The following is a 26,151-nucleotide window of genomic DNA, read 5'->3' as shown; positions in this document are numbered from 1 at the left end:
TCGCCGGTTCTTCGGAGATCGACGGTGTTTCGGAGCGGGTGGCCGGTTCGGCTCCGAAGAAGTGGCGATCTCCGAGGTTGTGGCGGCCGGGGATGGATGCCGCCTCCGCCGGCCGTACCCGCGGCATCCGGTCGCCGGTTGTCGCTGCGCCCGTACCCGCGGCATCCGGTCGCCGGTTCTTCGGAGATCGACGGTGTTTCGGAGCGGGTGGCCGGTTCGGCTCCGAAGAAGTGGCGATCTCCGAGGTTGTGGCGGCCGGGGATGGGTGCCGCCTCCGCCGGCCGCGCGCTCGACGCTTCCTCCACAGGGCGCGGATGCCGCCGGATCGTCCACGGATCGCCTCCTCGGCGCCACGGGGGAGTGCCGCATCCGGGCAGGGTGGGCGCATGGAGGCGACGATCCGGATCGAGAGGGCGCTACGGGCGCTGTGCGCGCACGTTGGTGCGCAGGGCGGCGTCGCGCGCGTCGCGTCGCTGCTGACGGCGGGCTGGTCGCGATACTGCATCCGCCTGGCGTTGGAGCGCGGGCTACTGGTCCGGGTGCGGCGCGATTGGGTCGCGTTGCCCGGCGCCGATGCCGAACTCGTCGCGGCGGCACGCGGCGGCGTCGTGCTGTCGTGCCTCACGCAGGCACGGAGACTCGGATTGTGGGTGCTGCGCGAAGAGCGACCACACGTGGCGGCCGAGCCGCACGCGGCCGGGCATAAGGCCGAGCGCGTGCGGGTGCACTGGGCGGTGCCGCTCGTGCCGCGGCATCCGGATGCCCTGGTGGATCCGATCGAGAACGTGCTGACGATCGTGGCCCACTGTCAACCGCACGAAGTGGCGCTGGCGGTGTGGGAGTCGGCTCTCGAGCGGGGGCACGCTGTGCGGGAGGAACTCGCGCGGCTGCCGCTGGACAACACCGCGCGGGGGTTGCTCGAAACGGCACAGAGCTTCGCCGGGTCGGGGCTCGAGACGATCTTCTCGGTGCGGCTGCGCTGGCTGCGAGTGCGCATCGTGCCGCAGGCGTGGATCCTGGGGCACCGGGTCGACTTCCTGATCGGGCGACGTCTCGTGGTGCAGATCGACGGGCGCCAGCACGTCGGCGGCCAGCGCGCGAGTGACGTCGCGCATGACGCGGCGCTCATGCTGCAGGGCTATCACGTCATCCGCGTGACATACGAGCAGGTGGTCGAGGACTGGCCGGCGGTTCAGGATCTCATCGCACGCGCGGTCGGGCAGGGGCTTCACCGTGCGGCGTGAGGAATGCGAAACGCCACGTCTTCGGAGATCAGCGCTCGCTCGGATGCCACCGGGAACCCGGGTCCGAGAATGCGGCGATCTCCGAAGACGTGGCGCGGGGGGTCAGTTGCGGGGCTCGGCGGGGGCGAGCTCGGCGTCGGTCGAACCGGTGGCCGAGGCCTGCGCGGCACCGTCCTCGATCGAGTCGGCCGAAGCGGCAGGCGCAGCCGGCGCAGCCGAGGCAACCGGCGCAGCCGGCGCAGCCGAGGCAACCGGCGCAGCCGACGCGACCGGCTCAACCCGGTCAGCCGACTCGACCGGAGCAAGCGGCGCGGCGACGGGAGCCGACGGCACGAACGAACGGATGGAGGCCACGGTGAGCGCGAGAGCGAGCCCGACGATGCCGGCGCCGACGAGGATCGCGCCGAAGACGGCCTCGATCTGGCCCACGTACACCTCGATGCCGGTGGCGGTGCCGTCGGTGAGAGCCGACGCCATGGCGCCGAGCCGGTCCGTCAGGAGCATGGTGCCGGCGATGCCGCTGGCCAGCGATCCTGCGATCAGACCCCAGAAGGGGATGCTGCGGACGAGGCGGGGACGAGAGGACATGCTGCTCCTTGACTGGGGAACGCGGCGCAATCCGCCACGGCCTACAACTGTGCACCAGTCACCCTGGTGCACGCGATGTGGGGACTATGAGTGCGCTGTGCGCGCGGCGAGGGCAGGACCATCCGCGGCGTCCGTGGTCGCATGCGCGGCCCGGGGCGCCTTCAGGTGCAGCACCAGAACGGTCATCGCGGCCGCGGCCAGGGCGGCGAGCACCATGTGCACTCCGACGGCGAACTCCGGCAGGCCGTTGCGTGCCTGGTAGAGGCCCACCGCGATCTGCACCAGCACGACGCCCAGCAGGGTGGTGCTCCAGGTGCGGGTCGGGAGGCGGCGCAGCCACGCGACGACGGTGAGGGTCAGCACGAGTGCGAAGAGGATGTATCCGGGCCACGCGTGCACGTGCTCGAGCACCTCGGCGTTGAACCCGTTGCGTCCGGCATCCGCATCGCCCGAGTGGGGGCCGGCGCCGGTGGTCAGCACGCCGAACACGATCGTGACCGCGAGGGCGAGGGTCGTGACGTGCGTCGTGATCGCGTACCAGCGCGGCACCGCACGCTCGCGCGGGCCGGCCACGGAATTCATGCGCACGAGGAAGGCGGCGCACACGCACACCAACACGAGAGAGGCGACGTAGTGGAACCCGACGATGAAGGGGTTCAGGCCGGTGAGCACCGTGATGCCGCCGACGATCGCCTGCGCGACGACGCCGCCCACCACGATGAGCGACAGCACGAACAGGTCGCGGCGCTCGGCGCGCATGCGCCACACCAGCACGACGACGATCACAGCCAGGATGCCGACGAGTCCGGTCAACGTGCGGTTGCCGAACTCGATGACGCCATGGATGCCCATCTCCGGCGTGTTCACGAGTGATTCGGCGGTGCAGGTGGGCCACGTCGGGCAGCCGAGGCCGGAGCCGGTGAGGCGCACGGCGCCGCCGGTGGCGATGATGAGCACCTCGGCCACGAACGACAGCCAGGCGAAGATCCGCACGCGCCGATCGACCGCGCGGGGGAGCCAGTTGTAGAACCGGGAGCGTCCGGTCGTCGTCGCAGCCGCGTGGGACATGTCGTCGCCTCCTGGGAGAGCGCTCCGGATCGGGATCGGCCGGGCGCCGTGGCCACGCCGTGGTGTCGGCGTTGCCTGTAGACTCGGGGGGTAGGGATGCCGCGCGCAAGCGACGGACATCACCCATAGTCTAGGCGCGAATCCGCGCCGGTTAAGCGGGCCCGGAAGCGACATCCCACCCTCGGAACTCCACGGGGGAGCGGGGAATGTCGGGACGGATGACACCGTTGCGGCCCAGAGGAGGAAACATCATGTCGGATGTGCTGATCGACCGCCCCGAGCTCGATGGGCTGGGGGTGTACGAGTTCGGCTGGCACGACCCCGATGCCGCCGGCGCTGCCGCCAAGCGCGGCCTCAGCGAAGCGGTGGTCCGTGATATCTCCGCCCTCAAGGCGGAGCCGGAGTGGATGCTCAAAACCCGCCTCAAGGCACTGCAGCTGTTCGATCGCAAGCCCATGCCGACCTGGGGCGCCGACCTCAGCGACATCGACTTCGACAACATCAAGTACTTCGTGCGCTCCACCGAGAAGCAGGCGCAGACCTGGGAAGACCTCCCGGAGGACATCAAGAACACGTACGAGCGTCTCGGCATCCCCGAGGCCGAGCGCCAGCGCCTCGTCGCCGGCGTCGCCGCGCAGTACGAGTCCGAGGTGGTCTACCACCAGATCCGCGAGGACCTCGAGGCGCAGGGTGTCATCTTCATGGACACCGACACCGCGCTGCGCGAGCACCCCGAGTTCTTCGAGGAGTACTTCGGCACCGTCATCCCCTCCGGGGACAACAAGTTCGCCGCGCTGAACACGGCCGTGTGGTCGGGCGGCTCGTTCGTCTACGTCCCCAAGGGCGTACGCGTCGACATCCCGCTGCAGGCGTACTTCCGCATCAACACCGAGAACATGGGCCAGTTCGAGCGGACCCTGATCATCGCGGACGAAGACTCCTACGTGCACTACATCGAGGGCTGCACCGCCCCGATCTACCAGTCCGACTCGCTGCACTCCGCCGTGGTCGAGATCATCGTGAAGAAGAACGCCCGCGTTCGCTACACGACGATCCAGAACTGGTCGACCAACGTCTACAACCTGGTCACCAAGCGGGCCATCGCCCACGAGGGCGCGACCATGGAGTGGGTCGACGGCAACATCGGCTCCAAGGTGACGATGAAGTACCCGTCGATCTTCCTGGTGGGCGAGCACGCCAAGGGTGAGACCCTGTCGGTCGCTTTCGCCGGCCCCGGCCAGCACCAGGACGCCGGCGCCAAGATGATCCACATGGCGCCGTACACGCAGTCGTCGATCATCTCCAAGTCCATCGCCCGCGGCGGCGGACGTGCCGGTTACCGCGGCGAGGTGCGGGTGGATGCCAACGCGCACCACTCCGCCAACACGGTGCGCTGCGACGCGCTGCTGGTGGACACCAAGTCGCGCTCCGACACCTACCCCGCCATCGACATCCGCGTCGACGACGTGCAGCTCGGTCACGAGGCCACGGTGTCGAAGGTGAGCGAAGAGCAGCTGTTCTACCTGCAGTCGCGGGGCATGCCCGAAGACGAGGCCATGGCGATGATCGTCCGCGGCTTCATCGAGCCCATCGCCCGTGAACTGCCCATGGAGTACGCCCTCGAGCTGAACAAGCTCATCGAGATGGGCATGGAAGGATCCGTCGGCTGATGACGACAGCGACCCAGGCCCCCGCCGCTCGCGCGGAGGGCCACATCGACCCTGCCGCGGCGTTCGTCCCGGTGCAGACCCGTTCCGAGCGACCCACGTCGTACGACCCGGCCGACTTCGGCATGCCGACCGGCCGCGAGGTCAACTGGAAGCACACCCCGGTCGCCCGTCTGGGCGCCGTGCTGACGGATGAGGACACCGAGTCCGGCCCCGACAACGCGATCGACTACGACGTGGCGGGCATCCCCGCCGCGATGCTCGTCCCCTCGCAGGGCCACGAGGCGCCGGTGCGCGGTGAGGTCTTCCGCCCGGAGGATGTCGTCGCCGCCCTCGCCTGGAAGAACGGCAAGGACGCGCTGCACGTGCGGATCCCCGGCGACGCCGTCGTCGAGGAGACGATCCGCGTCGACCTGAGCGGTCGCCGCGACGCCGACGGCACGCCCCGCCATGCACAGGCGCACATCATCATCGAGGCCATGCCCAACTCCGCCGCCTCCGTGCTGCTGTACCACTCCGGTGCCGCGCAGTACGCGCAGAACGTCGAGATCATCGTCCGCGAGGGCGCACGGCTGAACCTCGTCTCGGTGCAGCGCTGGGACGAGGATGCCGTGCACGTGGCATCCCACCAGGCGCGCGTCGACCGCGACGCCAGCCTCACCCACGTCGTGGTGAGCCTGGGCGGCGGCGTCGTGCGCGTGAACCCGTCGGTGGAGCTGGCCGGCGCCGGTTCCGAGTGCAAGCTCTACGGCGTGTCTTTCTCCGACGCCGGGCAGCACCTCGAGAGCCAGGTGTTCATGCACCACAAGGGCCCGCACACCACCGGCGACGTGCTCTACAAGGGCGCGCTGCAGGGTGAGAGCGCCCGCAGCGTCTGGATCGGCGACGTGCTGATCGGTCCGGATGCCACCGGCACCAACTCCTACGAGGCCAACCGCAACCTCGTTCTCACCGACGGCGCCCGCGCCGAATCGATCCCGAACCTCGAGATCGAGACCGGTGACATCCAGGGCGCCGGCCACGCCAGCGCCACCGGACGCTTCGACGACGAGCAGCTGTTCTACCTGCAGGCCCGCGGTATCGATGAGCAGGAGGCCCGGCGCCTCGTGGTCGTCGGCTTCCTCGGCGAAATCGTGCAGAAGACCGGCATCCCCTCGCTCGAAGAGGAGCTCACGGCAGCCATCCTCGCCGAGCTGGAAGCAGGAGAGCAGGCATGACCGCGACCCGCGTGTGCGCGCTGAGCGAGCTGGAGCAGGACGCGGCGCGTCGCTTCGAGGTGGAGGGCGTGCCGATCGCGGTCGTGCTCGACTCGAACGGTGAGGTGCACGCGATCGGCGACACCTGCACGCACGGCGACATCTCGCTGTCGGAGGGGTTCGTCGAGGGGGAGACCCTCGAATGCTGGGCCCACGGCTCGGCGTTCTCGCTGCTCACCGGCCGCCCCCTCAACCTCCCCGCGTACGAGCCCGTCCCCGTCTACGTCGTCGAGATCGACGGCGACGATGTGCTCATCGACCCGAACCTGAAGAAGGAAGTCTGACATGTCTGTCCTCGAGATCCGCGACCTGCACGTGACGGTCGAGACCGATGAGGGAACGACCCCCATCCTCAACGGCGTGACCCTCACGATCCGCACCGGCGAGACCCACGCCATCATGGGCCCCAACGGCTCCGGCAAGTCGACGCTGGCCTACACGATCGCCGGCCACCCGAAGTACACCGTCACCGGTGGCTCCATCACCTTCGACGGTGAGGACGTGCTGGCGATGTCGGTGGACGAGCGCGCCCGCGCCGGCGTGTTCCTGGCGATGCAGTACCCGGTGGAGATCCCCGGGGTCACCGTGACGAACTTCCTCCGCACCGCCAAGACGGCCATCGAGGGTGAGGCGCCCGCGCTGCGCACCTGGACGAAGGACGTCAAGGAGGCCATGAAGAACCTGCGCATGGACTCGAAGTTCGCCCAGCGCAACGTCAACGAGGGCTTCTCCGGCGGCGAGAAGAAGCGCCACGAGATCCTGCAGCTCGAGCTGCTCAAGCCGAAGATCGCCGTGCTCGACGAGACCGACTCCGGTCTCGACGTCGACGCGCTGAAGATCGTCTCGGAGGGCGTCAACCGCGCCAAGGAGAACACCGGCCTCGGCGTGCTGCTCATCACGCACTACACCCGCATCCTCCGCTACATCCACCCCGACTTCGTGCACGTCATGGTCGCGGGCCGTATCGCGGAAGAGGGCGGCCCGGAGCTGGCCGACCGTCTCGAGAGCGAAGGTTACGACCGCTACCTCGAGCCCGCCGACGCCACCGATGCGTAGGATCGCATCATGACCGCCACGCTCTCTCCGGAGAAGTATGAAGAGGTGCTCGAGGCACTCAAAGACGTCATGGACCCCGAACTGGGGATCAACGTCGTGGACCTCGGCCTCATCTACGACCTGGCGTGGGACGACGAGAACGACGCTCTCGTCATCCACATGACGCTGACCTCCGCCGGCTGCCCGCTGACGGACGTGCTCGAAGAGCAGACGGCGCAGTCGCTGGATCAGGTCGTGCAGCGCTTCCGCATCAACTGGGTGTGGATGCCGCCGTGGGGCCCTGAGCGCATCACCGACGACGGTCGGGACATGATGCGAGCCCTCGGCTTCGCGATCTGACCTCGGACGGGCCAGCACCGATCAACGGTGTTGGCCCGTCGGCATGTCAAGGTGGAGGGGCGCGCGTCACGCGCGCATCGACTCCCGGATGGAACGGCGACAGCGTGACCCCCACCCCCCTGCAGGCTCCACCCCTCGCCGAGCTGCGCCGGCGCAGCAGCACCAAGTGGCGCACCTACCCCGACGACGTGCTGCCGCTGTTCGTCGCGGAGCTGGATTTTCCGCTCGCGCCGGCGATCACCGAGGTGCTCGCCCGCGCCGTCGCCCTCGGCGACACCGGATACACCCCGCCCGATCCCGGCATCCGCGCCGCCTTCAGCGGGTATGCGCGGCGCCACTGGGACTGGGACGTCGCCCCCGCGCGTGTACGGTCCACGACCGACGTCATGATGGGCGTCGTCGAGCTGCTGCGCGCCACGATCACCCCCGGCGACCGCGTCATCATCACCCCGCCGGTCTATCCGCCGTTCGGCGACTGCATCACCGAGGCTGGGGGTGTCGTCGAACGCGTCGCGTTGGCGGACACCGGCGAGGGCTGGAAGCTGGACCTGCCGGGCATCGAAGCGGCGTTCGCCGGCGGAGCGCGGGCCATGCTGCTGTGCAACCCGCACAACCCCACCGGCACCGTGCACTCGCGCGAGATACTGGCGGGGCTGGCCGAACTCGCCGATCGCTACGGAGCGATCGTCATCAGCGACGAGATCCACGCGCCGCTGACACAGCCCGGCATCCGCTTCACGCCCTATCTCGCGTCGTCGCCCGCCGCGGCGCGCACCGGATACGCCGTCACCAGCGCGAGCAAGACCTACAACCTCGCCGGCCTCAAGTGCGCGGTCATGGTGACCGCGGCGGACGCGACCGCCGCGGTCGTGGACGCCCTGCCCGCCGAGGTGGAGTGGCGCACGGGACTGTTCGGGGCGCTGGCGAATGTCGCCGCGTTCGCTCCGGACAGCGACGCATGGCTCGGGAGCCTGCTGGCCGCACTCGACGAGAACCGCCGATTGCTCGCCGAGCTGCTCGCGGAGCACGTGCCCGGCGCTCGGTACCGCATGCCCGACGCCGGATTCCTCGCCTGGGTGGATCTCGGCGCGCTCGGCTGGGGAGACAACCCGGCGGCGAAGATCCTGCGTGAGGCGAAGGTGGCGCTGCACTACGGCCCCGCGTTCGGCGTGGAGGGTGCCGGCTACGTGCGCATCAACTTCGGCTGCTCGCCGGATGTGCTCCGCGAGGCGATCGAGCGCATCGGCGCCCTCGTGCGCGCGTGAGCGGGGCGCCGGGGAGGGCGGATGCCGGCATCTGGGCTCCGCGCTATCTGTGGGTGACGCTCGGGGCGGTCGCGATGATCTTCCTCGCCGCGACGCAGGCTCTCGCCGTCACGACCGTCATGCCGGTCGTCAGCGCCGACCTCGACGGTGAGGCGCTGTACGCCGTCGCGTTCTCCGCGACGCTCGCAACGAGTGTCATCGGCATGGTGGCCGTGGGTGCCTGGTGCGACCGCTCGAGCCCCGTCGCGCCGCTGACGACCGCGGTCGTGCTGTTCGCCGCGGGTCTGGTGGTGGCCGGACTCGCCGCCACGATGGAGGTGCTCGTCGCCGGCAGGCTGCTGCAGGGACTCGGCACCGGCGGCCAGACCGTGGCGCTGTACGTCGTGGTCGCGCGCATCTACCCCGCGCCGCTGCACGGACGCGTGTTCGCCGCGTTCTCCGCCGCGTGGGTGGTGCCCTCGCTCATCGGACCGGTGCTCGCCGGGGCCGTCGCGGAATTCCTGCACTGGCGGTGGGTCTTCCTCGGCGTCGCCGCGCTCACCCTCGCCGCCTTCGTGCTGGTGTGGGCGCGGTTGCGCGGCACCGATCTGACCACGACGCACCCCGATCGCTCGCCGGTGGCGCGACGGCTGGCCTGGGCGACGCTCGTCGCGGCGGGCGCGCTGGCGCTCAGCCTCGCGGGGGAGGCAGGGGAGTTCACGCCGGTCGTGGTCGTGGCATCCGTGCTGGTCGTTCTGGTCACGGTGCGGCCGCTGCTGCCGCGGCGGACGCTTACGAGCGGACGGGGCCTGCCGAGCGTCGTGCTCATGCGCGCGCTCATCGCCGGGGCGCTGTTCGGGGCCGAGATCTACGTGCCCAAGCTGCTGATCGACGAGTACGGATTCTCGCCGGTGTGGGCGGGCTTCGGGCTGACCGCGGCCGCACTGCTGTGGGCGCTCGGTGCGGCGGTGCAGGGCCGCTGGGGCGACTGGCTGGGGAACGCGCGGATCACGGTGATCGGGACGGCGCTGCTGTTCGCCGCGGTCGCGATCGCGGGCGCCACCGCGCTGTGGCACCTCGACCCGTTCGTGCTGGTGGCCGGTTGGTCGCTTGCGGGAGCGGGCATGGGGCTGATGTACCCGCGGCTCACGGTGCTGACACTTGCCTACTCGACGCCGCAGAATCAGGGTTTCAACTCGTCCGCCCTGTCGATCTCGGACTCGGTGGGCGCGGCCGTGGTGATCGCGACGATGGGCATCGCGTTCACCGCGCTGGCCGGTTCCGGGGCGGGATTCCCCGTCGTCTTCGCGATCGCGGCCGGCCTGTCGGTGCTCGCCCTCGTGCCCGGGCTGCGTCTCGGGCACGCGCAGGAGGCGCCGCGCGGCTGAGTGGGGTGCGGGCGCGGGGTCGCCGGTGCGCGCGGGTCGGGGGTCCCGCGGGGCGCGCGGGCGCGGTGCGCGATGCGCGCGGGTCGGGGGTCGGCGCGCCGCGGCATCCGCATCGCCGGTTCTTCGGAGTTCTACGGTTCTTCGGAGCGGTTCCGGGGGATCGGTCCGAAGCTGTGGCTTTCTCCGACGTAGTGGCGCGGGTCGGAGGCCGCGGCCCCCGCATCGCCGGCGGTGGGTGCCGCGGCTTCGCGACGTCCACCGGCATCCCCGTCGCCGGTTCTTCGGATATCGCCGGTTCTTCGGAGTGGATCGGGTGCTCTGGTCCGAAGTTGTGGCTTTCTCCGAAGCTGTGGCGATGAGTAGCGGGTGGATGCCGCGGCCGGACGCGCGGCAGGCGCGCGCCCGCAGCGCGCACGGCGCGCGGCGGGACGGCGCGCACGGCGGCATCCGGGATCGCCGGTTCTTCGGAGTCCTACGGATCTTCGGAGCGGGTCCGGGGGATCGGTCCGAAGCTGTGGCTTTCTCCGATGCAGTGGCGCGGGGAGGGGTTGGATGCCGCGGCCTCCGCCTCGCCGGCGGTGGATGCTGCAGCTTGGCGGCGTCCACCGGCATCCCCGTCGCCGGTTCTTCGGGGATCGCCGGTTCTTCGGAGTGGATCGGGTGCTCTGGTCCGAAGTTGTGGCTTTTTCCGAAGCTGTGGCGACCGCCGCGACCGCCGCGACCGCCGCGACCGCCGCGACCGCGACGAGGGCGGGGTCAGTTCTCGGCTTTGCCCTGGCGCCAGTAGCCCATGAACGCGACCGCGCGACGGTCGACGCCCTGCACGGACACGAGCTGGCGGCGCAGCGTCTTGATGACACCCGACTCGCCGGCCAGCCACGCGTACAGGGGCGCGCTCTTCAGCGCAGCCCCGCCCTTCGCGGTGCGGGGCACCTCCCACAGGATTTCGGTGTCGACGTCGATCTCCTCCACCTCCGCACCGCGGCCGGCGGGCGCCAGTCGCGCCGCGGCCGTTGCGACCGAAGCCAGCAGATGCTCGTGCCGGTCGCCGCTGCGGGCACTGACGTGGTACTCGAAGCCGGCGTGCCGGGGCAGGTAGGCGGCATCGGCCGGGTCGGGGACTTCGAGCACCACGACGCCCCGCGCCTGGACGGGCAGCTGCTCGAGGATGACGGCGAGCGCGGGCGCCGCGGTCTCGTCGCCCACGAGCAGCATCGCGTCGGTCTGCGCGGGCGGGACGAAGTCGATGCCGTAGCTCACGCCGGTGTGGGCGGTGGTGGGCGCGTAGACGAGCACCTCGTCGCCGACGACGGCGCGGTCGATCCAGGCGGATGCCGGTCCGAGCACGTCGTGCGCGACCATGTCGATGTCGACCTCCCGCGCTTCGGGGCGCACCGCGCGGGTGGTGTACGTGCGGAACGGCGGCCGAGCGTCTTCGGGCAGCTCCCGCCACTGCAGATACCAGTCCGCACCGGTGGGCATGGCATCCAACGGGATGGTCGGGGTCGGGAAGACCACCTTCACGCGCTGGTCGAACCCGGTGTCGCCGTACTCGGCGAGGTCGTCACCGGTGAAGGTGAACCGGCGGAAGCTCGGGGTCAGATCGGTGATCGAGCTCACCCGCGCGCGGAAGAAGCGGGAGGTGTCAGCGGGCGCGGTCATCGGGATCTCCAGGGAGGGTCGGGTCGAGGGCGTCGTGGTGGGTGTCCGGACGCGGCCGGACGTGGTGCCGGCCGCGGGGCAGCACGATGGGAGCCCCCGAGACGGGATCGGGGACGACGACGCTGTCGAGGTCGAAGACGTCGCGGATGAGGGTGTCGGTGATGACCTCCGACGGCGCGCCGCTGGCGACGATGCGCCCCGAGCGCACCGCGAAGACGTGGTCGGCGTAGCGGGCGGCGAGGTTGATGTCGTGCAGCACCATGACGATCGTCGTGCCGCGGTCGCGGTTGAGGTCGGTGAGCAGGTCGAGCACCTCGATCTGGTGGGCCACATCGAGGAACGTGGTCGGCTCGTCCAGCAGCAGCACGTCGGTCTCCTGCGCGAGTGCCATCGCGATCCACACGCGCTGCCGCTGGCCGCCGGACAGCTCGTCGACGGCCCGATCGGCGAGGTCGGCGATGCCGGTGTCGGCCAGCGCCTGCGCGACGACGGCATAGTCGCGCTCGCTCCACCGTGCGAGGAGCTTCTGATGCGGATGCCGCCCCCGGCCGACGAGGTCGGCCACCGCGATGCCCTCGGGCGCGGTGGGGCTCTGGGGCAGGAGCCCCAGCGTGCGGGCGATCTCCTTCGTGGGCCGGCCCCGGAGGGACTGGCCGTCCAGCAGCACCTGACCCGAGCGCGGGGCGACGAGCCGGGCGAGGGCGCGCAGCAGCGTCGACTTGCCGCAGCCGTTGGCCCCCACGATCGCGGTGATCTTTCCGGGCGGGATCTCGATGTCGAGACCCTCGATCACGACGCGGTCGCCGTAGGCGAGGGTGAGCGCCTCGGCGGCGAGGGTGTGGGTCGTGCTCACAGTGAGCCTCCCGAGCGGTTGGTCCTGATGAGGAGGTAGATGAGGTACGGGGCGCCGAGCACACCCGTGACCACACCGACCGGATAGCGGTTGTCGAAGGCGAACTGGCCGATGAGGTCGGCCACGAGCACGAGGAGCGCGCCGACGAGGCCGGCAGGCAGCAGGGGCGAGGCGCCCGCGCCGACGATGCGGGCGGCGATGGGCCCCGCCATGAACGCGACGAACGCGATGGGTCCCGCTGCCGCGGTTGCGAAGGCGAGAAGGGTGACGGCCCCCACGATCAGCAGCACGCGGGTGCGACGGACGTTCACCCCGAGGGCTGCGGCGGAGTCGTCGCCCAGCCGCAGCGCACCGAGGTTGCGGTTCTGGCTGAGCATGACGGGCGCCAGCAGCGCGCACGAGAGCACGACCGGCAGCACGCTCGCCCACGTCGCGCCGTTGAGGCTGCCGGTGAGCCACTGCATCGCCGTCTGCAGATCCCAGGCCGCCGCCCGCGAGAGCACGTACGTCACGGCGCTGTCGAGCATCGCGGCGACGCCGATGCCGATGAGGATCAGCCGCGTGCCGGCGAACCCGCCACGGTTGGACAGCAGGTAGATCGCTGCGGCGGTCAGCAGCGCCCCGCCCAGCGCCATCAGCGACACTGACGTCTCGTCGAGCGAGAGCACGATGATGCCGAACACGGCGGCGGCGCTCGCACCCGACGAGATGCCGATGATGTCGGGTGAGGCGAGCGGGTTGCGCAGCATCGTCTGGAAGGTGGCGCCGGCGATGCCGAAGGCGAACCCGGCGAACAGGGCGAGCGTCGCGCGCGGCAGGCGCAGCTCGCCGACCGTGAAGGACGCCCCCGGGACCGTGTCACCGAAGATCACGGCCAGGACCTCCGCGGGGGAGTAGAAGGTCTTCCCGACCATCAGCGTGACGGCGTAGGCGACGGCGATGAGCAGCACGAGCACGCCCGTCACCAGCGCGTGCCGGCGCTGGCGGTGCCGTCGGCCGGCGATGATCTGCGGAGCGCTCACAGTTCCCTCACCCGCTGGCGCCGGACGATCCAGATGAACACCGGCGCGCCGATGAGCGCCGTGATGATGCCGACCTCGATCTCGGACGGCCGTGCGATCACGCGCCCGACGACGTCGGCGGCCACGAGCAGCGCGGCTCCCGCGAGTGCCGACAGCGGCAGCAGCCAGCGGTGGTCGGTGCCGATCAGCAGCCGGCAGAGATGCGGGATCACCAGGCCGACGAAGGCGATGGGGCCGGCGACCGCGGTGGCTGCCCCGCACAAGACGATGGCCCCGATCGAGGAGACGAGGCGGGTGCGTGCGACGTTCTCGCCGAGACCGGCGGCGAGGTCGTCGCCGAGGGCGAGCGAGTTCATGCCGCGCGCGGTCGCGAGGCAGATGATCGCGCCGATGCCGAGGACGGGCAGCAGGGCGATGATGCGGTCCCAGGTGGCACCGCCGACGCCGCCGATCTGCCAGAAGCGGAAGGTCTCCAGCACGTCCACGCGCGGCAGCAGCACCGCGCTCACCAGCGACATGAAGGCGGCGGAACTGGCGGCCCCGGCAAGGGTGAGCTTCAGCGGAGTCGCCCCGCCGCGGCCGAGCGAACCGACCGCGTAGACGAACACGGCCGCCCCCGCGGCGCCGGCGATCGCGACACCCATGACGCTGTACGGCGCGGAGAGGCCGAAGAAGGCGATGCCGATGACGACGGCGAGACTCGCCCCGCCCGAGACCCCGAGGATGCCGGGATCGGCCAACGGGTTGCGCGTGACGGCCTGCATCGTCGCCCCCGACATCGCCAGCGCCGCCCCGACGAGCATCGCCAGCACGGTGCGCGGGATGCGGGCGACGACCGCGGCCTCAGCGATGCCGCCGGTGTCACCGCTCAGGCCGCGGAGGATCTCGTCGATCGACACGTCGCGCACTCCGAACGCGACCGACGCCACGACCAGCAGCGCGACCGCACCGATGCCCGCGCCGATCCACGCCAGCCGCACCGCTGCCGGGCGCCGCAGAGCGGCGGCGTCCGGCAGCGGTGCGGGAGTGTGCTGGTCGATCACCCGAGTCAGTCGAGAGCGCCGGCGAGGACGGCGAAGTACTCGTCGATACCCCAGCCGATCGACAGCGGCGAGGGGTTCGCGGATGCCGCGAGCGGGCTCGACTCCTCGAGGATCGCGATGCGCCCCTCGGCGATCGCGGGGATCTGCGACAGCAGCGGGTCGGCCTGCAGCTGCTGGATGATCGCGCCATCGGGGGAGCCGTACGTGACGAAGACGTCGACGTCCGCGAAGCGGTCGGCCTCTTCGGAGCTCACCGTGAGGTAGAACGCGTCGGTTCCCTCGGACTCCTCGCTCACCACGGCGGGTGCCGGCAGCCCCAGGCTCTCGAGGAAGCCCGGCCGGGTGTCGTGACTGGTGTAGAAGCCCACCGAGCTGAAATCAGCGGGGTCGAGGTAGGAGAAGAGCACCTTCGCATCGGCCAGACCGGGGTGCGCGGCCAGAGCCGTGTCGACCTCGGCGTGCAGGTCCTCGATCAGCTGCTCGCCTTCGTCGGCGAGCCCCAGTGCCGCGGAGTTGAGACGGATCATGTCCTCGTAGGACGTCGCCCACGCGATGTCGGGGTAGGCGACGACCGGTGCGATCTTCGACAGCGTGTCGTACTCTTCCTGCGTCAACCCGGAGTAGGCGGCGAGGATCACGTCGGGCTGCGTGTCGGCGACGGCCTCGAAGTCGATGCCGTCGGTCTCGTCGAACAGCACCGGCGTCTCGGCGTCGAGCTCTTCCAGGCGGTCCTCGACCCACGGCAGCACACCGTCACCGTCGTCGTCGCCCCACGACGCCTTGCTCATCCCGACCGGCACGACGCCCAGCGCGAGGGGCACCTCGTGGTTCGCCCACGCGATCGTCGCGACGCGTTCCGGCTTCTCGGTGATGGTGGTCTCACCCAGGGCGTGCTCGATCGTGATCTCTTCGAACGCGGCATCCGATGATCCGGCGGAGCCGGCATCGGCGGGCGTGCTGCCGGCGCAGCCGGAGAGCAGGAGTGCGGCGGCCGCGAGTGACGCGGCGGCGGCGGTGAATCGTGTGCGGGGCATGGCAACCTCCGTGAGTGGCGATGGCCCGAAAGATTAGGGCAGGCTTACTTTACTTCCTCGGAGCCGATCTTCCGAACCGAGGACGCTCTGCCCTTCCCGAGCGCAGCGCGACGGCCGCGCGTCGACCTTCAGCGTCGTGCCAATTCCGGTTCCGGCGCCGACTCCGCTGCGGACGCGGCAGCGGTCGCCCGTGCCCGACGTGCGCGCCGCAGCGCTGCGACACGGTCGATCACGAGGCCGATGGCGAGGGCGAGCACGATGCCGACGAGGGCGCTGAGGAAGGGCTGGTCCGCCATCCAGTGGCCGGCGAGCACGCCGAGCCCGGTGCTGTAGATCGTCCAGGAGGTGGCTGCGATCGCACTGAGCGGCAGGAAGCGGCGCCACGGGTAGCCGAGTGCGCCGGCGGCCATGTTGACCGCGACGCGACCGACCGGGATGTAGCGGGCACCGATGATGAGCGCAGCCGCGCGACGCTCGAGCGTGCTGCCCGCCCAGGTGAACGCGGCGGCCACCCGCGGCCGTCGCATCCACCGCCACCGGCTCGTGCCGACGCGGCGGCCGATGGCGAACGCCAGGTTGTCGCCGATCATGGCGCCCAGCGCCGCGGCGGCGCACAGCAGAATCAGGTCGGGGTCGCCGGAGGAGACGGCGACGGCGGCCGCCGCCACGAGTACCGTCTCGCTCGGCACCGGCGGGAAGAACCCGTCCACGATGGCCACGATGAGCATGACGAGGGGGAGCCAGGGGGATGCCACGGCCTGCAGGATGAGCTCATTGACGACGTCCACCCTTCGACGCTACGAACCGGCGTCGGCACGCACATCCCTCTCGAGTAGCACCCGCCTCACTCTGTGGGGGTGTCTTGGGTGAGGAGCGGGCGCACAGGTGGTGCGACCTATACTGGGGGGCTGGCCCTGTGCCAGATCCCACCACCCCCTTCTAGGAACGGACGTTCGCTGTGCTCGCCGTGCACGACCTCGAGATCCGCGTGGGCGCCCGTGTGCTCATGTCGGACGTCTCCTTCCGCGTGTCCAACGGAGACAAGATCGGACTCGTCGGCCGTAACGGAGCGGGAAAGACCACTCTGACCAAGGTGCTCGCCGGCGACCTGCCGCCCGCCGAAGGGCGCGTCGACCGCTCCGGAGAGCTCGGCTACCTGCCGCAGGACCCGCGCTCGGGTGACCCCGCGATGCTCGCTCGCACCCGCATCCTCGATGCCCGTGGGCTCGGTACGCTCGCGATCGGCATGCACGAGGCATCCGTCGAAATGGGCTCGGACGACCCCGCCGTGGCCGCCAAGGCGATGCGGCGCTACGCGAACCTCACCGAGCGCTTCGAAGCGCTCGGCGGGTACACCGCAGAGGCGGAGGCGGCGACCATCGCGCACAACCTCTCGCTTCCCGACCGCATCCTCGACCAGCCGCTGTCGACCCTCTCGGGTGGTCAGCGCCGGCGCATCGAGCTGGCGCGCATCCTGTTCTCCGACGCCGAGACGATGATCCTCGACGAGCCGACGAACCACCTCGACGCGGACAGCGTCGTGTGGCTGCGGGAGTTCCTCAAGAACTACAAGGGCGGCCTCATCGTCATCTCCCACGATGTGGAGCTGGTCGGCGAGACGGTCAACCGCGTGTTCTACCTCGACGCCAACCGCCAGGTGATCGACGTCTACAACATGAACTGGAAGAACTACCTGCGCCAGCGAGTGGCCGACGAGGAGCGCCGCAAGAAGGAGCGCGCCAACGTCGAGAAGAAGGCCACCGTGCTGCAGATGCAGGCGGCCCGGTTCGGCGCGAAGGCGTCGAAGGCGGCCGCAGCGCACCAGATGGTCGCCCGTGCCGAGAAGATGCTCGCCGGCCTCGACGATGTGCGTCAGGAAGACCGCGTCGCCAAGCTCCGCTTCCCCAAGCCCGCCCCCTGCGGCAAGACGCCTCTCATGGCGACGGGTCTGTCGAAGTCGTACGGGTCGCTGGAGATCTTCACCGACGTCGATCTCGCGATCGACCGCGGCTCGAAGGTCGTCGTGCTCGGGCTCAACGGTGCCGGCAAGACGACGCTGCTGCGCATCCTCGCCGGCGTCGACAAGCCCGACACCGGTGAGCTGCAGCCCGGTCACGGCCTCAAGATCGGCTACTACGCCCAGGAGCACGAGAACCTCGACGTCAACCGGTCGGTGCTCGAGAACATGATGTCCGCAGCGCCCGACATCACCGCCACCGAGGCGCGCAAGGTGCTGGGGTCGTTCCTGTTCACGGGCGACGATGTGCTCAAGCCCGCCGCCGTGCTCTCCGGTGGCGAGAAGACCCGCCTGTCGCTCGCGACGCTCGTGGTCTCCAGCGCCAACATGCTGCTGCTCGACGAGCCCACCAACAACCTCGATCCCGCGTCGCGCGAAGAGATCCTCGACGCGCTGTCGCACTACGAGGGCGCAGTCGTGCTCGTCTCGCACGACGAGGGGGCCGTGCACGCGCTCAACCCGGAGCGGGTGCTCATCCTGCCCGACGGCGTCGAGGACATCTGGGGTCGCGACTACGCCGACCTCATCACCCTCGCCTGATTCGGCTCAGCGGCCGGCGCTGTCCAGCAGGGCGTCCTCGTCCTCGGCATCGCGGTCGCGCCGCTGCTTCACCGGCCGCGGCCGGCGTGCGGGCCGGGGAGCGGGGGCATCCGCGTCCGTCTCCGCCGCCAGCGCGGCGGCGGCATCGGCACGGTCGGCGGCGTCCTCACGCCGGTGCCGCAGCTCGGAGCGGATCATGTACGCGATGAAGACGAAGCCCATGATCGCGAACAGGATCCACTGGATCGCATACGACAGGTGGGGTCCCGGATCCTCGGAGGGTGAGGCGATCGCGTTCGGGGCGGTCGCCGGTGCCGGGTCTTCGCGCACCATCAGACCGTAGGCGTCGAGCACCAGGTTCTCGCCGCCGTCGATCGTGTCGGCGATGAGCGGCAGGTGGATCGTGGGGACCTGTCCCTCGGGCGCGGAGCGTCCCGAGGTCGGCAGTGCTTCGCCTGCCTTCAGTCTCACGACCACCGCGGCCGGTCCCTCGGGAGCGGCGGGGATCACGTCGGGCTCGGGTCCGTCGGCGCCCGGCGGAACCCAGCCGCGGTCGACCATCACGACGCGTCCGTCGTCGGTGTGGAACGGCACGAGCACTTCGAATGCCGAGGTGCCGCCGTGGGGGCGGTTGCGCACGAGCAGCTGGGCGTCGGTGTCGTACTCGCCCACGAGGGTGACCGGATGCCAGTGGTCGCCCGGGTCGAACTCGCCGCCGGCGGGCAGCAGCTCGGCGAGCGGCACCGGGTCGGCATCGTAATTGGCGGCCACGAGGTCCAGCTGCGACGTGCGCTCCTCGTTGCGGGCGAACTGCCACTGCGAGAGGTAGGCGCACGCCAGCGCGAACAGGATCGCGACGACGACGTAGCCGGACCAGCGGACGGCGGCGGGCGCCGGGCGCCGGCTCACGATGCGTCCGCTTCGGCGAGGGCTTCGACCGCGACGGGGAAGTCCCGCGCCGCGAGGTAGTCGCGGAGGTAGCCGACGTGCTCGTCGCACGCCGCCCACGTCTTGCGGCGATCGGCGGGGTGGATGCGGGGGTTGCGCCACACCACGAGCCAACGAGCCCCTTCCCGGCATCCCGCTCGGGAGCAGATGGTCTCGTTCACTTCTCGGGGGCTCCTGCTTCGGGGGGTGACTGTTCGTCGAGACGGATGACGTGCGGCCGTTCCACCGGCGCTGTCGGTGGCACGGTGGGGGCCGCGGGCAGCGCACGCTCGGGGGTCACCGCTCGCGTGGACCGGGTGTCCTTGCCGACGTTGGCCAACACGACCGCGAAGTAGGGGAGCACGATCGCACCGACCGCCAGCACCGCCGTGTGCCATCCGTAGGGCGTGACGACCACCATCAGCACGAAGCACGTGGCACGCACGGTCATCATGACGAGGTAGTTGGTCATCCGCGATCCCGCTTCGTCCCGCGGGGCGGGCGGCAGCGAGGTCGCAGACTGCGCTCTGGTCGACTTCTTCACGGTGCATCAAGCCTACGCCGCATGCGGCCGGCCGATGCCGCGACGTCGGCTCAGTAGTAGAGGCGCTGAGAGGATGCCGCGAGAGCGAAGAGCACGATCAGCACGATCACCAGGATGAGCAGGGCCAGGCCCACCCAGCCGAGGATCACACCGGTGAGGGCCATGCCGCGGCCCTTCTCACCGGTGGTCGCGATCTGCCGCAGGGCGATGTGGCCCATGATGGCGCCGGCGAGCGAGCCGAGCACGGGCAGCACGGTGACTCCCGCGATGCTCGCGATCATCGACACGAGCGCGAGCACGTTGGTCTTCGCTTCGCCGTAGCCGTATGCGCCGCCGTAGGCCGGCTGTCCGTACGCGGGCTGTCCGTACGCGGGCTGTCCGTATGCGGGCTGTCCGTAGGCGGGCTGCCCGTAGGCGCCCGGCTGCCCGGCGGGGGCGCCGTAGGCGGGCGGCTGCTCGGCCGGCTGACCAGACGGCTGCTCGGCGGGCTGGCCGTATGCGGGCTGCTCCGGCGGGGAACCGTAGGGCGGCTGCGCCCCGTACGGCGGCGTGGCGGGCGGCGAGTACGCCGGCGGCGCGGTGTACGCGGGCGGCGGCGTGTAGGTCGGGGGCGTGGGAGGCGACGTCGGCTCGGCCGGCTCGTTCGCGCCCTCAGCGGGGGGAGTGCTGTCCGAAGTGCTCAACTGCGTGCCTTTCCTAGAACCTGGTCCCAGCGTCCCAGTGCCACCGGCGGGTGTCAAACGGGTGCGGCGATAGGCTGGGGCGGTTTCACGTCCGCGCATCCCAGGGAGCCTGTTCATGACCACTGCACGCGTCGTCCTCGTCACCGGAGGCAACCGCGGCATCGGCCGCGCCATCGCCGAGCGCTTCGTGGCCGAGGGGCACCGCGTCGCGGTGACGGCCCGGTCGGGCGAAGGCCCGGAGGGTGCGCTGACGGTGCGCGCCGACGTGACCGACGCCGCCTCGGTGGATGCCGCGTTCACCGAGGTCGAGCAGCAGCTCGGCCCGGTGGAGGTCGTCGTCGCCAACGCCGGCATCACGAAGGACACGTTGCTCATGCGCATGTCGGAGGATGACTTCGACTCCGTCGTCGCCACCAACCTCGGCGGTGCGTTCCGCGTCGTCAAGCGGGCGTCCAAGGGGATGCTGCGGGCGCGCTGGGGCCGGGTCATCCTGATCTCCAGCGTGGTGGGCCTGTACGGCTCCGCCGGGCAGACCAACTACGCCGCCTCCAAGAGCGGTCTGGTCGGGTTCGCCCGCTCGCTCACCCGCGAGCTCGGTGGGCGCGGCATCACGACGAACGTCGTGGCCCCCGGCTTCATCGAGACCGAGATGACGGCGTCGCTGCCCGAGGACACGCAGGCCGAGTACAAGCGCAACATCCCCGCGGGGCGCTTCGCGACGCCCGACGAGGTGGCCGGAGTGGTCACCTGGCTCGCCTCCGACGACGCCGCGTACATCTCCGGTGCCGTGATCCCGGTCGACGGCGGTCTCGGCATGGGCCACTAGGCTCCAGCGCACCTCCGGGGCGCCCAGCCCGGCCGCGAGGCAGGGGTCAGATCGCCCGGGCGATCGCCTCGCCGAGCGCGCGCGGTTGCGAGAACTGCGGCCAGTGCCCCGACCCGAGACGCACCACCTGTGCGTCGCGGATGGCCGTGTACTCGGTGTCGAACGCCGGCCACTGCGCGAGCATGGCCGGCAGCGTCTGCGCGTCCATGCCGCCGGACAGGATCGTCACCGGCACGCCGTGCCGTCGCGGATCGCGCAGCGTGAGGGTGTCGGCGGGCACACGGCCCGGCACGCTGCGGGTGCGCGGCGCGGTGGCCGCGCGCACCTCGGCGTCGAGGTCGGCGACGTCGTCGTGGTCGAAGAAATCCCAGCCAGGGAAGGGGACGACCCCGTCGACGAGCGGGAACTCCGAGATGTCGGCGCCGTCCGGCGGCGGCACGGTGTCGACGAACACGACGCGCGCCACGCGATCGGGGCGGGCATCGGCCGCGCCCCACGCGACGTTACCGCCGCCACTGTGCCCGACGAGCACGACGGGACCGGCCGACCGGTCGATCTCGGCGACGACGGCGTCGACCCAGTCGGCGATGCCGATGCCGGCGCTGTCCGCGCCGGTGGCGCCGACGCCCGGAAGCGTCAGCGGGCGGGGGGAGTGGCCGGCCTCGACGAGCGAGGGGACGACGTCGTCCCACGATGAGGCGTCGAGCCAGAGCCCGGGGATGAGGATGATGTCCATGCGGTCAGGGTAGGAGCGGCATCCGACACCCGCGCCCGGCGCTCAGGGCAGGAGGGGGATGACCTTCCGCAGATCGACCGCCTCGATCACGAGATCGGCCTGCGCGCGCACCGCCGGCTTCGCGTTGAACGCAAGACCGAGGCCGGCGGCCGCCATCATCTGCAGATCGTTCGCACCGTCGCCGATCGCGATCGTGCGGGAGAGGGGCACGCCGTGGGCGGCAGCCCATTCCCGCAGCGCCGCCGCCTTGCCCGCGGCATCCACGATCGGTCCGTCGACGACGCCGGTGAGGGTGTCGGCCGCGGTCGTGAGGCGGTTCGCGCGCCACACGTCGACGCCCAGGTCGGGGGCGACGGTGTCGAGGATCTCGTGGAAGCCGCCCGACACGACGGCGGCGACGCCGCCGCGTTCGTGGATCGCGTCGATGAGTTCCCGGACGCCCGGTGTGGGCTCCACCCGCGCCAGCACGCGCGCGAAGGATGCCACGGGCACACCCTCGAGCGTGGCGACGCGGGAACGCAGGCTCGCGGCGAAGTCCACCTCGCCGCGCATGGCGGCTTCGGTGGCGGCGGCCACCTCGGCGCCGCGCCCGGCTTCATCGGCGATGAGCTCGATGACCTCGTTGCGGATGAGTGTGGAGTCGGCGTCGAACACGACGAGGAACCGGGCAGGCATCACGCCTCCACGCTAGCGCCCGCGGCGTGGTGCTAACGCTCGACGACGACGTTCTTGCCGACGATCGTGATGCCGGAGTCGGTGACCGTGAAGCCCCGTGAGAGGTCGCGCGATCGATCGACGCCGACGGTCGCGCCGTCGAGCAGCCGGACGTTCTTGTCGAGGATCGCCCGGTGCACCCGGGCACCGGCGCCGATGTCGACGTGTTCGAACAGCACGGAGTCGGTGATGGTCGACCCGCCGCCGGTGAGCGCCCACGGCCCCACCACACTGCGTTCGAGGTGCGTGCCCGACAGCACCGACCCGAGCGAGACGATCGAGTCGATCGCGTTGCCCATGCGTCCCACCGAGTCGCGCACGAACTTCGCCGGGGGCGAGTTGACGGTCTGCGAGTGGATCGGCCAGTCGGTGTTGTACAGGTTGAACACGGGCAGCGTGGAGATGAGGTCCATGTGGGCGTCGAAGAACGAGTCGATCGTTCCGACGTCGCGCCAGTAGTCGCGGTCGCGGTCGTTGGAGCCGGGCACTTCGTTGCGTTTGAAGTCGTAGACGCCGGCTTCACCGCGCTCCACGAAGTAGGGGATGATGTCGCCGCCCATGTCGTGGTTGGAGGTCGAGACCTCGCCGTCGGCCTCGACGGCGGCGATGAGGGCGTCGGTGTTGAAGATGTAGTTGCCCATCGAGGCGAGCACCTCGTGCGGCGCGTCGGGGAGCCCGGTGGGATCCTGCGGCTTCTCGAGGAAGCGGTTGATCTTGGTCGGATCGTCGTCGGTGACCTCGATGACTCCGAACTGGTTCGCCATGGCGATCGGCTGGCGGATGCCGGCGACGGTGGCGGGCAGGCCCGAGGCGATGTGCGCGTCGAGCATCTGCCGGAAGTCCATGCGGTAGACGTGGTCGGCGCCGACGACGACGACGATGTCGGGCTTCTCGTCGTTGATGAGGTTGAGGCTCTGCAGGATGGCGTCGGCCGAGCCGGAGAACCAGCGCTTGCCCAGCCGCTGCTGCGCGGGCACAGAGGCGACGTAGGAATCCAGCAGCGGAGACATGCGCCAGGTCTGCGAGATGTGACGGTCGAGGCTGTGCGACTTGTACTGCGTGAGCACGACGATCTGACGCAATCCCGAGTTGATCAGGTTGGAGATCGCGAAGTCGATCAGGCGGTACTGGCCTCCGAACGGCACCGCTGGTTTGGCTCTGTCCGCGGTGAGCGGCATGAGGCGTTTGCCCTCGCCTCCAGCGAGGATGATTCCGAAGACCTTCGGGGTCGCAGGCATGTCACCACACTATTGCCCCGCCCCCGCAGCGGGCCAGCACGGCGCGACACCTTGCGCGTGTACTAGCGTTCGTGGCATGCGCGTCGACATCGTCACGAAGGAATACCCGCCGGAGATCTACGGCGGCGCGGGAGTCCACGTCACCGAGCTCGTGAAGGCGCTGCGCACGCAGCTCGACGTGCGGGTGCGTGCGTTCGGCGCCGAGCGTGACGAAGACGGCACCGCGTCCTACGGTGTGCCCGCAGAGCTGTCGACGGCCAACGCCGCCGTGCAGACCCTCGGCACCGACCTCGAGATCGTCGGCGACGTCGCCGGCGCCGACGTCGTGCACAGCCACACCTGGTACGCGAACTTCGCCGGTCACCTGGCCTCGCTCCTGCACGGCATCCCGCACATCGTCACGGCCCACTCGCTCGAGCCGCTGCGGCCGTGGAAGGCCGAGCAGCTCGGCGGCGGGTACGCCGTCTCCAGCTACATCGAGAAGACCGCCTACGAGGGTGCGGCCGCGATCGTCGCCGTGAGCGAGGGCATGCGGCAGGACATCCTGCGCAGCTACCCGGCGCTGGACCCAGACAAGGTGCGCGTCATCTACAACGGCATCGACGTCGACGCGTGGCATCCGGTGTCCGACCCCGAGCTGCTGGCACAGCTGGGTGTGGATGCCACCCGGCCGAGTGTCGTCTTCGTCGGCCGCATCACGCGCCAGAAGGGCCTGCCGTACCTGCTGCGGGCGGCCGCGCTGCTGCCGCCGGAGGTGCAGCTGGTGCTGTGCGCGGGAGCCCCCGACACCCCGCAGATCATGGCCGAGGTCGAGGAGCTCGTGCGCGGTCTGCAGGAGACCCGATCGGGCGTCGTGTGGATCGACCGGCACCTGTCGCGCCACGAGCTGTGCACACTGCTGTCGGCCGCGACGACCTTCGTGTGCCCGTCGGTGTACGAGCCGCTGGGCATCGTGAACCTCGAGGCGATGGCGTGCGGGGCGGCCGTCGTGGGCACCGCGACCGGTGGCATCCCCGAGGTCGTCGCCGACGGCGTGACGGGGCGCCTCGTCCCCATCGACCAAGTGCAGGACGGCACCGGCACCCCGAAGGACCCCGATCGGTACGTCGCCGATCTCGCCGCGGTGCTCACCGAGGTCGTCTCGGATCCGCAACGCGCCGCCGAGTACGGCCGCGCGGGCCGCACACGCGCCGCCGAGGACTTCAGCTGGCAGGCGATCGCCGACACCACGGCCGCGCTGTACGCGGAGGTCAGCGGCGCCGGCCGATAGGCTGGAGTCATGCCTGAAGTTCTCGAGTTCTCCGACGTCGTCGTTCGCCGGAACGCCCGGAACATCGTCGATCATGTCGACTGGACCGTCACCGACGACCAGCGGTGGGTGATCCTCGGCCCCAACGGCGCCGGCAAGACCACCATCCTGCAGCTGGCGGCGTCGCTACTGCACCCGACCTCTGGTGTGGCGACGATCCTCGGCGAGCGGCTCGGTCGCACCGACGTGTTCGAACTGCGTCCGCGCATCGGCTTCGCCTCGTCGGCGATGGCCCGCCGGGTGCCGCCCGAGGAGACCGTGCTCAACGTCGTGCTGACGGCGGCGTTCTCGGTGCTCGGCCGGTGGAACGAGGCGTACGAGGACATCGACGAGCGTCGTGCGCTGCGCGTGCTGGCCGAGTGGAAGCTCGACCACCTCGCCGACCGCACCTTCGGCACGCTGTCCGACGGCGAGCAGAAGCGCGTGCAGATCGCCCGTGCGGTCATGACCGACCCCGAACTGCTTCTGCTCGACGAGCCGACCGCGAGCCTGGACCTCGGCGCACGCGAAGAGCTCCTGGGCCTGCTCAGCGGCTACGCGCAGGCGCCGACGACCCCGGCCATGGTGATGGTGACGCACCACGTGGAGGAGATCCCGGTCGGCTTCACCCATGTGCTGCTGCTGCGCGAGGGCGCGGTGGTGGCCGCCGGCCCCGTCGCCGACACGCTCACGGCCGAGAACCTCGGCGAGACGTTCGGCATGCCGATCGCCCTGCACGTCGAGGGTGGCCGCTACGCCGCACGTGCCGAACTCGCCGGTTCCTGACTCTGCTCAGGGGCTGGTAGAATCGTCCATTGGTGCGCTCGCACCTTCAGACTTTGACCGTTCTGGCAAAATCCAGAACACCACCTCAAGGACATCTCATGAAGACTGACATCCACCCCGACTACCGGCCCGTCGTGTTCCGCGACCTCGGCTCGGGCGAACTGTTCCTCACCCGTTCCACGGTCACCAGCGACAAGACCGTCGAATTCGAGGGCACCGAGTACCCCGTCATCGACGTGGAGATCTCGTCGGCTTCGCACCCGTTCTACACGGGCAAGCAGCGCATCATGGACTCGGCCGGTCGCGTCGAGAAGTTCAACCAGCGCTTCAAGAACTTCGGCAGCAAGTAAGTCGCCGCGAAAGAAGGCCCCGCTTCGGCGGGGCCTTC

General features: G+C 70.5%; 28 protein-coding genes. 13 read left to right on the top strand and 15 right to left on the bottom strand.

The features are described 5' to 3' along the window. Positions 1–386 precede the first annotated feature (386 nt). Positions 387–1,244 (top strand): endonuclease domain-containing protein, encoded by an 858-nt coding sequence (locus ACFVR6_RS12470; RefSeq protein ID WP_386963450.1) that lies wholly within the window; start codon positions 387–389, stop codon positions 1,242–1,244. A 102-nt stretch (positions 1,245–1,346) separates the two neighbouring features. Here the strand turns inward: ACFVR6_RS12470 and ACFVR6_RS12465 are convergent, their stop codons facing one another. Next, positions 1,347–1,832: a dinucleotide-utilizing enzyme gene (locus tag ACFVR6_RS12465; protein ID WP_386963448.1), complete on the bottom strand. Its 486-nt coding sequence runs from the start codon at positions 1,830–1,832 to the stop codon at positions 1,347–1,349. An 84-nt stretch (positions 1,833–1,916) separates the two neighbouring features. Further along, a complete protein-coding gene (locus ACFVR6_RS12460) occupies positions 1,917–2,900 on the bottom strand; it encodes a COX15/CtaA family protein (protein ID WP_386963446.1) in 984 nt (327 codons plus the stop codon). 251 nt (positions 2,901–3,151) lie between these two features. On the opposite strand from ACFVR6_RS12460, the gene sufB reads away from it, so the two are divergent. The 7 genes from sufB (at position 3,152) to ACFVR6_RS12425 (ending at position 9,850) form a co-directional block, all read left to right on the top strand. Beyond that, positions 3,152–4,570, top strand: coding sequence for a Fe-S cluster assembly protein SufB (gene sufB, locus ACFVR6_RS12455; protein WP_386963444.1), 1,419 nt, complete (start codon positions 3,152–3,154; stop codon positions 4,568–4,570). Then, positions 4,570–5,784, top strand: coding sequence for a Fe-S cluster assembly protein SufD (gene sufD / locus ACFVR6_RS12450; RefSeq protein WP_386963442.1), 1,215 nt, complete (start codon positions 4,570–4,572; stop codon positions 5,782–5,784). Before sufB ends, sufD begins: the two co-directional genes overlap by 1 nt. Next, positions 5,781–6,107: a non-heme iron oxygenase ferredoxin subunit gene (locus ACFVR6_RS12445; protein WP_386963440.1), complete on the top strand. Its 327-nt coding sequence runs from the start codon at positions 5,781–5,783 to the stop codon at positions 6,105–6,107. Before sufD ends, ACFVR6_RS12445 begins: the two co-directional genes overlap by 4 nt. A gap of 1 nt (position 6,108) precedes the next feature. Next, on the top strand, positions 6,109–6,879 hold the full coding sequence (gene sufC / locus ACFVR6_RS12440) for a Fe-S cluster assembly ATPase SufC (protein ID WP_386963438.1): 771 nt from the start codon (positions 6,109–6,111) through the stop codon (positions 6,877–6,879). A gap of 9 nt (positions 6,880–6,888) precedes the next feature. After that, a complete protein-coding gene (locus ACFVR6_RS12435) occupies positions 6,889–7,218 on the top strand; it encodes a metal-sulfur cluster assembly factor (RefSeq protein WP_386963436.1) in 330 nt (109 codons plus the stop codon). Between the two features lie 104 nt (positions 7,219–7,322). Continuing rightward, positions 7,323–8,483: a MalY/PatB family protein gene (locus ACFVR6_RS12430; protein ID WP_386963434.1), complete on the top strand. Its 1,161-nt coding sequence runs from the start codon at positions 7,323–7,325 to the stop codon at positions 8,481–8,483. Further along, complete coding sequence (locus tag ACFVR6_RS12425) at positions 8,480–9,850, top strand: MFS transporter (RefSeq protein ID WP_386963432.1); 1,371 nt, start codon at positions 8,480–8,482, stop codon at positions 9,848–9,850. The genes ACFVR6_RS12430 and ACFVR6_RS12425 overlap by 4 nt, the downstream gene beginning before the upstream one ends. Before the next feature lie 756 nt (positions 9,851–10,606). Here the strand turns inward: ACFVR6_RS12425 and ACFVR6_RS12420 are convergent. From ACFVR6_RS12420 to ACFVR6_RS12395, 6 genes are all read right to left on the bottom strand, one after another. Then, positions 10,607–11,512: a siderophore-interacting protein gene (locus ACFVR6_RS12420; protein WP_386963430.1), complete on the bottom strand. Its 906-nt coding sequence runs from the start codon at positions 11,510–11,512 to the stop codon at positions 10,607–10,609. After that, positions 11,496–12,365: an ABC transporter ATP-binding protein gene (locus ACFVR6_RS12415; RefSeq protein ID WP_386963428.1), complete on the bottom strand. Its 870-nt coding sequence runs from the start codon at positions 12,363–12,365 to the stop codon at positions 11,496–11,498. Before ACFVR6_RS12415 ends, ACFVR6_RS12420 begins: the two co-directional genes overlap by 17 nt. Beyond that, on the bottom strand, positions 12,362–13,387 hold the full coding sequence (locus tag ACFVR6_RS12410) for a FecCD family ABC transporter permease (RefSeq protein WP_386963426.1): 1,026 nt from the start codon (positions 13,385–13,387) through the stop codon (positions 12,362–12,364). The genes ACFVR6_RS12415 and ACFVR6_RS12410 overlap by 4 nt, the downstream gene beginning before the upstream one ends. After that, positions 13,384–14,427, bottom strand: coding sequence for a FecCD family ABC transporter permease (locus tag ACFVR6_RS12405; RefSeq protein WP_386963804.1), 1,044 nt, complete (start codon positions 14,425–14,427; stop codon positions 13,384–13,386). The genes ACFVR6_RS12410 and ACFVR6_RS12405 overlap by 4 nt, the downstream gene beginning before the upstream one ends. An 8-nt stretch (positions 14,428–14,435) precedes the next feature. Continuing rightward, on the bottom strand, positions 14,436–15,464 hold the full coding sequence (locus ACFVR6_RS12400) for an iron-siderophore ABC transporter substrate-binding protein (protein WP_386963424.1): 1,029 nt from the start codon (positions 15,462–15,464) through the stop codon (positions 14,436–14,438). A 128-nt stretch (positions 15,465–15,592) separates the two neighbouring features. Further along, positions 15,593–16,252 (bottom strand): DedA family protein, encoded by a 660-nt coding sequence (locus ACFVR6_RS12395; RefSeq protein WP_386963422.1) that lies wholly within the window; start codon positions 16,250–16,252, stop codon positions 15,593–15,595. A gap of 170 nt (positions 16,253–16,422) precedes the next feature. Between ACFVR6_RS12395 and ACFVR6_RS12390 the strand changes: the two genes are divergently transcribed. Continuing rightward, complete coding sequence (locus ACFVR6_RS12390) at positions 16,423–18,021, top strand: ABC-F family ATP-binding cassette domain-containing protein (protein WP_386963420.1); 1,599 nt, start codon at positions 16,423–16,425, stop codon at positions 18,019–18,021. Positions 18,022–18,027: 6 nt separating this feature from the next. On the opposite strand, the gene ACFVR6_RS12385 is transcribed toward ACFVR6_RS12390, so the two are convergent. From ACFVR6_RS12385 to ACFVR6_RS12370, 4 genes are read right to left on the bottom strand one after another with little or no spacing between them, the layout of a single operon-like run. Further along, positions 18,028–18,930: an SURF1 family cytochrome oxidase biogenesis protein gene (locus ACFVR6_RS12385; protein ID WP_386963419.1), complete on the bottom strand. Its 903-nt coding sequence runs from the start codon at positions 18,928–18,930 to the stop codon at positions 18,028–18,030. After that, positions 18,927–19,130: a hypothetical protein gene (locus ACFVR6_RS12380; protein WP_386963418.1), complete on the bottom strand. Its 204-nt coding sequence runs from the start codon at positions 19,128–19,130 to the stop codon at positions 18,927–18,929. Before ACFVR6_RS12380 ends, ACFVR6_RS12385 begins: the two co-directional genes overlap by 4 nt. Then, complete coding sequence (locus ACFVR6_RS12375; protein WP_386963416.1) at positions 19,127–19,492, bottom strand: DUF3099 domain-containing protein; 366 nt, start codon at positions 19,490–19,492, stop codon at positions 19,127–19,129. The genes ACFVR6_RS12380 and ACFVR6_RS12375 overlap by 4 nt, the downstream gene beginning before the upstream one ends. Before the next feature lie 50 nt (positions 19,493–19,542). Next, complete coding sequence (locus ACFVR6_RS12370) at positions 19,543–20,175, bottom strand: DUF4190 domain-containing protein (RefSeq protein ID WP_386963414.1); 633 nt, start codon at positions 20,173–20,175, stop codon at positions 19,543–19,545. Positions 20,176–20,290: 115 nt separating this feature from the next. Here ACFVR6_RS12370 and fabG point away from each other — a divergent pair, with 115 nt between their 5' ends. Next, positions 20,291–21,001: a 3-oxoacyl-ACP reductase FabG gene (fabG, locus tag ACFVR6_RS12365; RefSeq protein ID WP_386963412.1), complete on the top strand. Its 711-nt coding sequence runs from the start codon at positions 20,291–20,293 to the stop codon at positions 20,999–21,001. Between the two features lie 46 nt (positions 21,002–21,047). Here fabG and ACFVR6_RS12360 read toward each other — a convergent pair whose 3' ends face one another. The 3 genes from ACFVR6_RS12360 to glgC are packed head-to-tail and all read right to left on the bottom strand — an operon-like array spanning position 21,048 to position 23,689. Then, a complete protein-coding gene (locus tag ACFVR6_RS12360; protein WP_386963410.1) occupies positions 21,048–21,737 on the bottom strand; it encodes an alpha/beta fold hydrolase in 690 nt (229 codons plus the stop codon). Between the two features lie 42 nt (positions 21,738–21,779). After that, on the bottom strand, positions 21,780–22,412 hold the full coding sequence (gene serB / locus ACFVR6_RS12355; protein ID WP_386963802.1) for a phosphoserine phosphatase SerB: 633 nt from the start codon (positions 22,410–22,412) through the stop codon (positions 21,780–21,782). Between the two features lie 32 nt (positions 22,413–22,444). After that, positions 22,445–23,689, bottom strand: a complete 1,245-nt coding sequence (gene glgC, locus ACFVR6_RS12350; RefSeq protein WP_386963408.1) for a glucose-1-phosphate adenylyltransferase — start codon at positions 23,687–23,689, stop codon at positions 22,445–22,447. Positions 23,690–23,765: 76 nt separating this feature from the next. Between glgC and glgA the strand changes: the two genes are divergently transcribed. From glgA to ACFVR6_RS12335, 3 genes are all read left to right on the top strand, one after another. Further along, on the top strand, positions 23,766–24,959 hold the full coding sequence (glgA, locus tag ACFVR6_RS12345; protein ID WP_386963406.1) for a glycogen synthase: 1,194 nt from the start codon (positions 23,766–23,768) through the stop codon (positions 24,957–24,959). A 9-nt stretch (positions 24,960–24,968) separates the two neighbouring features. Further along, entirely contained in the window at positions 24,969–25,763 is a 795-nt protein-coding gene (locus ACFVR6_RS12340) for an ABC transporter ATP-binding protein (protein ID WP_386963404.1), read from the top strand. 98 nt (positions 25,764–25,861) lie between these two features. Next, on the top strand, positions 25,862–26,113 hold the full coding sequence (locus ACFVR6_RS12335) for a type B 50S ribosomal protein L31 (protein ID WP_386963402.1): 252 nt from the start codon (positions 25,862–25,864) through the stop codon (positions 26,111–26,113). The last annotated feature ends 38 nt before the right edge of the window (positions 26,114–26,151 follow it).

Source organism: Microbacterium sp. NPDC058021, assembly GCF_042885955.1.
In the GTDB taxonomy this organism is placed as follows: Bacteria; Actinomycetota; Actinomycetes; order Actinomycetales; family Microbacteriaceae; genus Microbacterium.
Note: the sequence above shows the minus strand (reverse complement) of the source record. Positions and strands in the feature narration are given on the sequence as shown.

Excerpts from the sequence above, each read along its gene's own strand:
- ACFVR6_RS12470 (WP_386963450.1), top strand. The coding sequence starts at position 387 with ATGGAGGCGACGATCCGGATCGAGAGGGCGCTACGGGCGCTGTGCGCG.
- ACFVR6_RS12465 (WP_386963448.1), bottom strand. The coding sequence starts at position 1,832 with ATGTCCTCTCGTCCCCGCCTCGTCCGCAGCATCCCCTTCTGGGGTCTG.
- ACFVR6_RS12460 (WP_386963446.1), bottom strand. The coding sequence starts at position 2,900 with ATGTCCCACGCGGCTGCGACGACGACCGGACGCTCCCGGTTCTACAAC.
- sufB (WP_386963444.1), top strand. The coding sequence starts at position 3,152 with ATGTCGGATGTGCTGATCGACCGCCCCGAGCTCGATGGGCTGGGGGTG.
- sufD (WP_386963442.1), top strand. The coding sequence starts at position 4,570 with ATGACGACAGCGACCCAGGCCCCCGCCGCTCGCGCGGAGGGCCACATC.
- ACFVR6_RS12445 (WP_386963440.1), top strand. The coding sequence starts at position 5,781 with ATGACCGCGACCCGCGTGTGCGCGCTGAGCGAGCTGGAGCAGGACGCG.
- sufC (WP_386963438.1), top strand. The coding sequence starts at position 6,109 with ATGTCTGTCCTCGAGATCCGCGACCTGCACGTGACGGTCGAGACCGAT.
- ACFVR6_RS12435 (WP_386963436.1), top strand. The coding sequence starts at position 6,889 with ATGACCGCCACGCTCTCTCCGGAGAAGTATGAAGAGGTGCTCGAGGCA.
- ACFVR6_RS12420 (WP_386963430.1), bottom strand. The coding sequence starts at position 11,512 with ATGACCGCGCCCGCTGACACCTCCCGCTTCTTCCGCGCGCGGGTGAGC.
- ACFVR6_RS12400 (WP_386963424.1), bottom strand. The coding sequence starts at position 15,464 with ATGCCCCGCACACGATTCACCGCCGCCGCCGCGTCACTCGCGGCCGCC.
- fabG (WP_386963412.1), top strand. The coding sequence starts at position 20,291 with ATGACCACTGCACGCGTCGTCCTCGTCACCGGAGGCAACCGCGGCATC.
- ACFVR6_RS12360 (WP_386963410.1), bottom strand. The coding sequence starts at position 21,737 with ATGGACATCATCCTCATCCCCGGGCTCTGGCTCGACGCCTCATCGTGG.
- serB (WP_386963802.1), bottom strand. The coding sequence starts at position 22,412 with ATGCCTGCCCGGTTCCTCGTCGTGTTCGACGCCGACTCCACACTCATC.
- glgC (WP_386963408.1), bottom strand. The coding sequence starts at position 23,689 with ATGCCTGCGACCCCGAAGGTCTTCGGAATCATCCTCGCTGGAGGCGAG.
- glgA (WP_386963406.1), top strand. The coding sequence starts at position 23,766 with ATGCGCGTCGACATCGTCACGAAGGAATACCCGCCGGAGATCTACGGC.
- ACFVR6_RS12340 (WP_386963404.1), top strand. The coding sequence starts at position 24,969 with ATGCCTGAAGTTCTCGAGTTCTCCGACGTCGTCGTTCGCCGGAACGCC.
- ACFVR6_RS12335 (WP_386963402.1), top strand. The coding sequence starts at position 25,862 with ATGAAGACTGACATCCACCCCGACTACCGGCCCGTCGTGTTCCGCGAC.